The following is a 9,274-nucleotide window of genomic DNA, read 5'->3' as shown; positions in this document are numbered from 1 at the left end:
TGTGGCCGTGGAGGGCTTCCCCGCCCAGGATGAGGGTGTGGGTCGGTGAGACCGAGTCGGGCAGGAGGTTGAGCAGGGGCAGGTGGGCGGGCGTGGCGTTCAGCAGCGCTGGTTGGGGTGTGTCTTCGGTGAGCTTGGTGATGTGGAGGGTGCCGCCGGTGGTCAGGGGGGTCCACAGGGCGGTGCCGGTGTGGTCGAAGGCCAGTGGGGAGTGCAGCAGGGTGGATTGTGCGGCGGCGGTGTAGGTGGCCCGGGCGTGGGCCAGATAGCAGGCCAGGGCGTGGTGGTCGATGACGGCGCCCTTGGGGCGGCCGGTGGAGCCGGAGGTGTAGAGCAGGTAGGCGGGCTGCCGGGCGTGCAGCGGTCCACCGCGTTCGGCCAGGGACAGGTTCGCTTCGCTGTAGCCGTCCAGGTCGAGGCCGTCCAGACCGGTCAGGTGCACGGCCGGGGCGGCGTCGGCCAGGACGTGGGCGGTGCGCTCGGCCGGGTAGTCGGGGTCCAGCGGAACGTAGGCCGCACCGCTCTTCCAGGTAGCCAGCAGCGCGGTGACCGCGTCCACCCCCCGGGGCATGTCCACCGCGACGAACGCCTCCGGGCCCGCCCCCCGCTCGGCCAGCCACCGGGCCAGCCGGTTCGCCCGCGCGTTCAACCCCGCATATGAGACCTCTTCGCCCTCGCAGGTCAGCGCCACCGCATCCGGTGTGGCCGCCACCTGCTCCTCGAACAACGCGACCACATCCACCGGCACGTCCCCGGTCTCACCGCCCGTCCAGAGCGTGGGGAGATCGTGCCGCTCGGCCGGCGTCAGCATGTCGAGCCGGCCGAGCGGGCGGTCGGCGTCGGCCGTCACCGCCTCCACGAACCGCAGGAACCTGCCCTGGATGGACTCCAGTTGGTCGTTGCTGTAGAGGCCGGGGTTGGCGCCGAGGTCCATGCGGACACTGCTGTGTGGGGTGCCGCTGAAGATGAGGTTGAGGTCCCGGGCCTGGTTCCCGGAGGACCGCTCGACCTTCGCCGACACGTTGCCGAAGGACAGTTCGTACTGATGGGAGATGATGTTCACCATTGGACCGCGCAGCGCTTCGGGCGCCGTTACGCCCAGCTCGCGCCGCAACTCCTCGCCACGGAAGCGGTGGTGCCGTACCGCCTGGCTGACCTGCTCCGCCGTGGTCTCCAGCAGCTGGGCGAAGCTCATGGAGTGCCGTACGTGCAGCCGCAGCGGCAGTTCGTTGGCCAGCATGCCAGGGGTGGTCAGGGCGGCCCTGCCGGTACGCGCGGTGACCGGCAGGGCGAGGAGGATGTCCTCCTGCGACGTCATGCCGTGCATGAACGCCGCGGTGGCCGCGATGGTCACCAGCGACCAGGGTGACTTCGCCCGACGGCCGGTGTTCTGGAGAGCCTCGGCTTGGCCGGCGGTGAGTTCGGCGGTGAGGCGCAGTACGGACGACTCGGGCGGGGCGGAGCGTCCGGCGAGCGAGACGGGGTCGGGGTGGTCGGCCAGCGCGGCGAGCCAATACGCGCGGTCATCACCGTACTGCTCGGAGGTCCGGTAAGCCTCCTCCGCGCGCACCAGATCCCCCAGGGTGCCGAAGGCGTGTGACGGGCACTCCCGCCCGGCGGCCAGGGCGGAGTAGACCTCGGCGAGGCGGCGCAGGTAGAGCATCAGGCTGAAGCCGTCGAGCAGGATGTGGTGGTAGCGCAGGTACAGGATGTGACGGCCGTCAGCGAGGGTGAGCAGGGTGTGCTGCTGGAGAGGTGCGGCCAGCAGGTCGACCGGGGCGGCCAGGTCCCGCTGAATCCAGTCATCGGTCTCCGTCGGATGCCCGGCCAGCTGGACCTGGTGCAGCGGCGGGATCTCGTCCGCCGCCACGATGACCTGACGCGGATCGTTGCCGCTGAGGTCGATCCGGCAGCGCAGCGCCTCGGCGTCCGTTGTGGCCCGGCCGATGGCCGTGGCCAGGAGCTCCGGGTTGATGGGGCCGGAGAAGTCCAGCCGGACGCCGACGTTGTAGTGCGCACTCCTCGGGTCCAGCTGCTGCGCGAGCCAAACCTCGGACTGCGCGTCGGTGAGAGCGTGTCGGATCATTGCGGACTCAACCTCGGTCATCTTTCCTCGCAGAACTTCGGCCGGGCGGTGCGGATTTGCTCGCGGGCGGTGCCGGAGCGCCGGGTGGTCAGGCTGGCTGTGCGGATGACGTCGGGCCGTCCAGGTGGAGCGGCCGCAGTTCGTTGCCGAGGAAGAGCCGGCGCATGGCGACGCGCTGGATCTTCCCACTGGTGGTGCGGTGTACGGCCCCTGGGCGGAGCAGCGCCACCGAGGCCACGGGCAGCCCGAACTCGCGACTGACGGTCTGCTTGATCCCCGTGCTGATCCGGACGAGTTCGGCCTCGCTGAAGCGGCCTCGGATCTCCTGGGTGATGACGAGGTCCTCGGCGCTCGTGCCGCCGGTTCCGGCCGGGACGGTGAAGGCCGCGCCGGGCAGCGAGCGGAGCTCACTGTGCTGGCGCTGCACCTCGTGCTCGATGTCCTGCGGGTACAGGTTGCGGCCGTGCAGGAAGAGCGTTTCCTTGATCCGCCCGGTGATGAAGAGATCGCCGTCCACGAAGGAGCCCAGGTCACCGGTGCGAAGATAGCCGGTGTCACCATCCTGTGTGGTGGCTCCGAACGTCTGCCGGGTGGCGGTCTCGTTGTTCCAGTAGCCGTGGGCGACGCTCTCGCCCCGGAGCCAGATCTCGCCGATCCGGCCGTCGGGTAGCCGCTCTCCGCTGTCCGGGGCGACGATGACGGCCTCGATGTCGAACAGCGAGCCGCAGCTCACCAGTTCGCGGTACCGGCCCCCGGCCAGCTCGGCGCGCACGATCCGGTGCTGCTCCAGCGCGTCCGGGTCGACACGAAGGGTCAGTGGCGGGCGGTGGGTCGCGGAGGCCACCAGCAAGGTGGCTTCCGCCATGCCGTAGCCGGTCACCACCGACGCCGGGCGCAGCCCGGCGGGCCGGAAGCGCTCGCTGAACGCGCGCAGGGTGCGGGCCTGGATCGGTTCGGAGCCGTTGCCCGCGTACCGCCAGCCGGAGAGGTCGAGCGACGCCAGCTGCTGGTCGGTCACCCGGTCGTTGAGCAGGGCGTAGGCGAAGTTGGGTGCGCAGCTGTACTTGACGTCGTAACGCTCGACGGCACGCAGCCACAGATGGGGGCGGCGTACGAACGTCATGGGGGGCATCAGCACCGCCGAGCGCCCCGTGAGTACGCCGCCCAGCAGGTGGCCGATGAGGCCCATGTCGTGGTGCATCGGTATCCAGCCGCCGTACCGGCCGCCGTCCGGCAGAGGCAGCGCGTCCTTCATGGCCTGGATGTTGTGCAGCAGGTTGCCGTGGGTGATGACGGCGCCCTTGGGCTCGGAGGTGGAGCCGGAGGTGTACTGGAGCATGACGGGTGTCGCCCGGTCCACCGCCGGGTGCTCCCAGCCTTCGGTGCCGGTGGCGGCGACCTCCTCGCCGTCCGTCGCCAGCAGCAGGAGGCCTGTCGGTTGCTCGGCCTCCGCCCACGCCGCGACCTGGTCGAGCTGCGCGGTGCTGGTGAGTACGGCCCGGACGTCGGCGTCGCGGACGATGCTCTTCACCCGCAGCCGCTCGCGCTGGTTGCTCTCCGGCAACGGAGCCGGTACCGCGATCACACCCGCGTACACACAGCCGAAGAAGGCGACCGGGAAGTCCGTGCCGGAGCTGAACTGCAGCAGCGCACGCTCGCCGGCCGCGAGATGCTGACGCAGGTACACGGCCAGGCGGCGGGCCCGACGGTCGAGATCGGCGTAGGTGAGCGAGGTGTGTCCGTCCTCCTGCTCGGGGTCGTGGACATGGATCACCGCCTCTTCTTCCGGCTTGTCGACCGCGATATCACGCACGGCCGATATCAGGTCCGAGGTGTCCCTAAGGCTGGGCATGGCTCCCTCAGTAACTTGAGTTACGGCGGTCATGCAACAGCCCGCCTGAAGGTGTGCATTGAGGTTATGGCATAGGTTTACTGTGAAGGTAGCAGTGCGTTTCCTGGTAGGTCAAGATGAGTATACGAATGCTGTTAGTGCAGGTCAGGCCTTCGATAGAGCTTCGATATCCAAGCTATAAGAACTGTTTGTAGAGTGTCCTGCAGAATTCGGTAGGCGTTGTGCACGGCGTATTACTCCATGCCTTTCTGTTAAGAATTCACGGAGGCGTTGAATGCGCCGGAAACCTTCCATGGGAGCAGTTTATGCCGCTAACCGCTGTCGCTTATTCTGAGCTGTATGTCGCGGACCGGAGGGAGGCCGTGGCGCACCTGGTCGACGGCCACGGGTTCGGCGAGGTCGCCCTGGCTGGTCCGGAGACCGGTGCACCGGACGGGATGTCCACGGCGCTGCGCAGGGATGGCGTAACGCTCGTGGTCACGCAGCCCCTCGGCGACAGCGGCGAGGCTGCCCGCCATGTGGACCGGCACGGGGACTCCATCGGGGACATCGCGTTCCTCAGCACGGACGTCGAGCAGGACCACGCCCGTGCCGTGGCCGGGGGCGCCACCTCCCTGGCAGCCCCGGCGCCGTCCCGCGCACCAGGGCAGGCAGGGGTTCCGTTCGGAGCCGTATCGGGCTTCGGGGACCTGCGCCACACGCTGGTCGGCGAGACCGGGCTGACCGCCGGTCACCTTCCTCCGGACCGCGAGTGGACCTTGCTGCGCGCCGGCGACGAGGGCCAGGGGACTGCCCCCGCGCGCGCCGGTGACGTGCCCGCACTGGACCACATCGCGGTGTGTCTGGAGGCCGGTACGCTGCGGGACACCGTCGCCTTCTACGAGCGCGCCTTCGACATCCCGTACTACTCCTCGGAGTACATCGAGGTCGGCAGCCAGGCGATGGACTCGATCGTGGTCCGCAACGCCACCGGCGGCATCACCTTCACCTTCATCGAGCCCGACCCCGACCGCGCACCCGGGCAGATCGACCAGTTCATCACCACCCACGCCGGTGCGGGAGTCCAGCACCTGGCGTTCCACGTGGACGACATCATCGGCACCGTACGGAGGCTGTCCGAGCGGGACGTCGCCTTCCTGCACACCCCGGCCACCTACTACGACATGCTGGAGGGGCGCGTCGCCGGTATGGGCGACCGGATAGCCGACCTGCGCGAGACCAGCGTCCTGGTCGACCGTGACGAGTGGGGCTACCTGCTGCAGATCTTCGCCCGGTCCCCCTACCCGCGCGGCACGCTCTTCTACGAGTACATCCAGCGCAACGGCGCCCGCGGGTTCGGCAGTTCGAACATCAAGGCGCTGTACGAGGCCGTGGAGCGGGCTCGGGAGGCAGCCTCCCGATGACCGACGCGGCCGCAGCCTCCTCGCCTCGCGCGCAGCTCCTGGACTGTGCCGACTTCACCGACGCGGCACACCGGGTGCTGCCCGGCGACGTGTGGGACTTCATCGCCGGCGGCGCCGGCCGGGAACGCACGCTGGCCGCCAACGAGGCGGCCTTCGGCTCCGTGCGGCTGCGCCCACGTGGACTCGCGGCCGTCGGCGAGCCGGACACCACCGTCCGGGTATTCGGCACCCGGTGGGGCGCGCCCCTGGGCGTGGCCCCGCTGGCGTACCACGAGCTGGCACACAGCGACGGCGAGGCGGGCACCGCCAAGGCCGCAGCCGAACTCGGACTGCCGCTCATCGTCAGCACGTTCGCCGGCCAGCCGCTGGAGCGTATCCGGGCGGCGGCCGGGGAGGCCGCTCCGCCGTGGCTGCAGCTCTACTGCTTCCGCGACCAGGAGGTCACCGAGGGCCTGGCCCGCCGCGCCGCCGCCGCGGGATACCAGGCCCTGGTCGTCACCGCGGACACCCCGTACATGGGGCGACGGCTGCGCGACCTGCGCAACCACTTCCGTATCCCGCCGCACATCCGGCCCGTCAACCTTCCGTCTGCCGCCCGCCAGGCATCCTCCGGCAGCGCGGCCACGGGCCCGGACTCGCCCGCCGCACACAGCCGCTCGGCGTTCCGCGCGGACCAGGACTGGACGGTCGTGGACCGGCTGCGGCGGATCAGCGGACTGCCCGTAGTGGTCAAGGGAGTGATGACGGGGCAGGACGCGCACGCCGCGATCAGTGCGGGTGCCGAGGGCGTCATCGTCTCCAACCACGGCGGCCGCCAGCTGGACGGGGCACCGGCCGCACTCGACGCGCTGCCCGAGGTGGTGACGGCGGTCGGCGGCTGCGTCCCGGTGTTCCTCGACGGCGGTGTCCGCAGCGGCGCGGACGCGTTCACCGCACTGGCGCTCGGGGCGAACGCGGTCTTCGTCGGCCGCCCCGCGCTGTATGCGCTGGCCGCGGGCGGTGCATCAGGCGTACGCCAACTGCTGTCCATCATGTCCGGCGAACTCACCGACACCATGGTCTTCACCGGGCACCGGACAGTCCCATCGATCGACGCGACCGCAGTGGAGATGCCACGGTGACGACACCGGAGCCGACCCCCCAGGACCCCGAGCAGGTGCTGCTGAGCGAAGCGGACCTGCACCCCAGCGTGTCCGATCCGCTCATGGACACCATGACGTTCCTCAACGAGATCACCCTCCGCTACCCGGACGCGATCTCCTTCGCCCCCGGACGGCCTTACGAGGGCGACTTCGACGTCGCCGACATCGCAGACCTGATCGACGCCTACGTCGGGTATCTGCGGCAGTCCGGCCGCAGCGAGGAACAGATCCGCACCACGCTGTTCCAGTACGGCGAGACCGCGGGGCAGATCCGCGAACTGGTCGCCGACATGCTCCGCAAGGACGAGGAGATCGACGTCCCCGCGGAGTCCCTGGTGGTCACGGTCGGCTGCCAGGAGGCACTGCTGTTGGTGCTGCGCGCCCTCTGCCACGGCCCGGACGACGTACTGCTCGTGGACAGCCCGTGCTACGTGGGCGTCACCGGCGCCGCGAGCCTGCTGGACATCCCCGTAGCCCCGGTGGCGAGCACTCCGTACGGCGTCAGCCAGACAGCGCTGCGGGAGACCGTCGAACGGCTGACAGCGCAGGGCCGCCGCCCGCGAGCGCTCTACGTCGTGCCGGACTGCTCCAACCCCACCGGCGCCAGCATGCCCACCCAGGACCGTGTCGATCTGCTCGAAACCGCCCGGAGCCTGGGGCTGCTCCTGCTCGAGGACAACCCGTACGGGTTGTTCAGCAGCCGGCGCCGACCCACCCTCAAAGCCCTGGACCGGCGGCAACAGGTCATCTACCTCGGCTCGTTCGCCAAAACCGCGTTCCCCGGCGCCCGGATCGGCTATGTCGTGGCCGACCAGCGGGTCCGCAAGACCGACGGAACCGGGCTGCTCGCCGACGAGATCGCCAAGGTCAAGAGCATGGTCACGGTCAACACCCCCAGCGTCAGCCAGGCAGTGGTCGCAGGACTCCTGGTCACCGAGGGCGGCAGCCTGCGCCGCAGGAACGAGACCGCCGCGCGGCACTACCAGGACACGATGCGCTGCGTACGGAACACCCTCGCCCACGAGTTTCCGCCCGCACAGCGCTCCGCACTCGGCGTGCACTGGAACGACCCCGACGGGGGCTTCTTCCTCACCGTCGAGGTGCCCTTCCCCGCGGACGAGAGCGCCCTGCGCACCTCGGCCCAGGAGTACGGCGTGATGTGGACTCCCATGCGCTTCTTCCACCTCGACGACAGCGGTGACCTGCAGATGCGCCTGTCCTGCAGCTATGTGACAACAGCCGAGGCAGAGACCGGTGCGACCCGCCTTGCCCGCTTCATCAAGGAGTCGGTATGACGACATCTGGGCTCCAGGAGATCATGCCGCTGGCCCCTCTCCAGGAGGGGCTGCTCTTCCACAGTGTGTACGACGAAGCGGTCGAGAACGTCTACGCGGTACAGACGGCCCTCGACCTGGAGGGGGAACTGGACGTCGCCGCGCTGCGCGCCGCCACGGAGACCCTCTTCGCCCGGCACTCCAACCTGCGCGCAGCCTTCCGCTACGAGGGACTGCGCCGGCCCGTCCAGCTCATCCCGTACCGGGTCACAGTCCCATGGGAGGACGTGGACCTGTCCCACCTGCCGGAAGCAGAGCGGTGGACCGCAGCCGACGAACTGCTGTGGACCGACCGGCGCCGCCGTTTCGACCTGGCCAGGCCGCCACTCATGCGGTTCACCCTGATCCGTGTCGGCAAGCGGACACATCGCCTGGTGATGACCAACCATCACATCCTCCTGGACGGCTGGTCGCGCCCGCTGCTGATCCGTGAGCTGATCGCCCTCTACCAGACACGCGGTGACGACAGGGACCTGCCGCCGGTCAAACCGTACCGCGTCTACCTCCAGTGGCTGGCGGACCAGGACAGGCAGCAGGCGGTCGAAGAGTGGCGGGAGGCCTTGGCCGACCTGGACGGCCCCACCCTGGTCGCACCGGACGCGGGCGTTCGCCCGGCGGTCATACCTCAGCCCGTACAGCGCGGCCTCGACGCCGACACCCACCAGGCCCTGAACACCGTCGCCCGCGAGCATGACCTCACCCTCAACACCCTCGTGCAGGGCGCCTGGGCGCTGGTCGTCAGTGCGCTCACCGGCCAGGACGACGTGGTGTTCGGCGCCACGGTCTCCGGCCGGCCGCCCGAGGTCGCCGGCATCGAGACGATGGTGGGGCTGTTCATCAACACCCTTCCGGTGCGGGTGCGGCTGCACCCCGCCGAACCGCTGGTCGACGTACTCGCCCGGCTCCAGGGGCAGCAGGTAGCACTGCGTTCACACCTGCACCTGGGACTGGCCGAGATCCAACGGCTGGCCGGTTCCCAGGAGCTCTTCGACACCGCCGTCATCTTCGAGAACTTCCCCGTGGACGTAGAACCGGGAGGCGGAGGACAACAGCCGAGCGGCCTGCGCGTGATCGGAGTACGCGGCCGAAGCAGCAGTCACTACCCGTTGGCTCTGGTCGCGTCAGCCCGCTCCGGGCTCTTCTTCCGGCTCGACTACCAGCCCGACCTCATATCCGAGAAGCAGGCCCACACCGTTATGGAGCAGCTTCTCCGGGTGGTTGAGGCGATTGCCGCTGATCCGGGTGGGTTGGTGGGCCGGCTGGAGTTGCTGGACCCGGCCGAGCGGCACCGGGTGCTGGAGGAGTGGAACGGTCAGCCCCCTGGCGACGGTATGCCGCCGGTGGGTGTGGTGGCGTTGTTCGAGGAGCAGGTGGCGGCCACGCCGGATGCGGTGGCGCTGACGTGCGAGGGCGAGAGCCTGACGTATGCGGGGTTGAACGCGCGGGCGAACCGGCTG

At 69.7% G+C, this 9,274-nt stretch carries 6 protein-coding genes; 4 read left to right on the top strand and 2 right to left on the bottom strand.

The features are described from left to right. Together EBH09_RS37660 and EBH09_RS01200 are read right to left on the bottom strand one after the other, a co-directional pair. Positions 1-2,086, bottom strand: a 2,086-nt coding sequence (locus tag EBH09_RS37660; RefSeq protein WP_193776059.1) for a condensation domain-containing protein, incomplete at its 3' end; no start/stop codon positions are given. Positions 2,087-2,174: 88 nt separating this feature from the next. Next, entirely contained in the window at positions 2,175-3,938 is a 1,764-nt protein-coding gene (locus EBH09_RS01200) for a fatty acyl-AMP ligase (RefSeq protein WP_121745198.1), read from the bottom strand. A gap of 305 nt (positions 3,939-4,243) precedes the next feature. Here EBH09_RS01200 and hppD point away from each other — a divergent pair, with 305 nt between their 5' ends. From hppD to EBH09_RS01180, 4 genes are all read left to right on the top strand, one after another. Beyond that, positions 4,244-5,341 carry a 4-hydroxyphenylpyruvate dioxygenase gene (gene hppD, locus EBH09_RS01195; protein ID WP_121745197.1) on the top strand — a complete coding sequence of 366 codons (1,098 nt, stop codon included), beginning with the start codon at positions 4,244-4,246 and terminating at the stop codon, positions 5,339-5,341. Beyond that, positions 5,338-6,462, top strand: coding sequence for an alpha-hydroxy acid oxidase (locus tag EBH09_RS01190; RefSeq protein WP_121745196.1), 1,125 nt, complete (start codon positions 5,338-5,340; stop codon positions 6,460-6,462). The genes hppD and EBH09_RS01190 overlap by 4 nt, the downstream gene beginning before the upstream one ends. Then, on the top strand, positions 6,459-7,778 hold the full coding sequence (locus tag EBH09_RS01185) for a PLP-dependent aminotransferase family protein (protein ID WP_238697128.1): 1,320 nt from the start codon (positions 6,459-6,461) through the stop codon (positions 7,776-7,778). Before EBH09_RS01190 ends, EBH09_RS01185 begins: the two co-directional genes overlap by 4 nt. Next, positions 7,775-9,274: condensation domain-containing protein (locus EBH09_RS01180; RefSeq protein WP_238697127.1), on the top strand; the 1,500-nt coding region annotated here is incomplete at its 3' end. The genes EBH09_RS01185 and EBH09_RS01180, both read left to right, overlap by 4 nt.

Source organism: Streptomyces sp. E2N166, from assembly GCF_003671715.1.
In the GTDB taxonomy this organism is placed as follows: Bacteria; Actinomycetota; Actinomycetes; order Streptomycetales; family Streptomycetaceae; genus Streptomyces; species Streptomyces thinghirensis.
The sequence above is the reverse complement of the archived record's forward strand: the minus strand, read 5'-3'. Positions and strand labels throughout refer to the sequence as shown.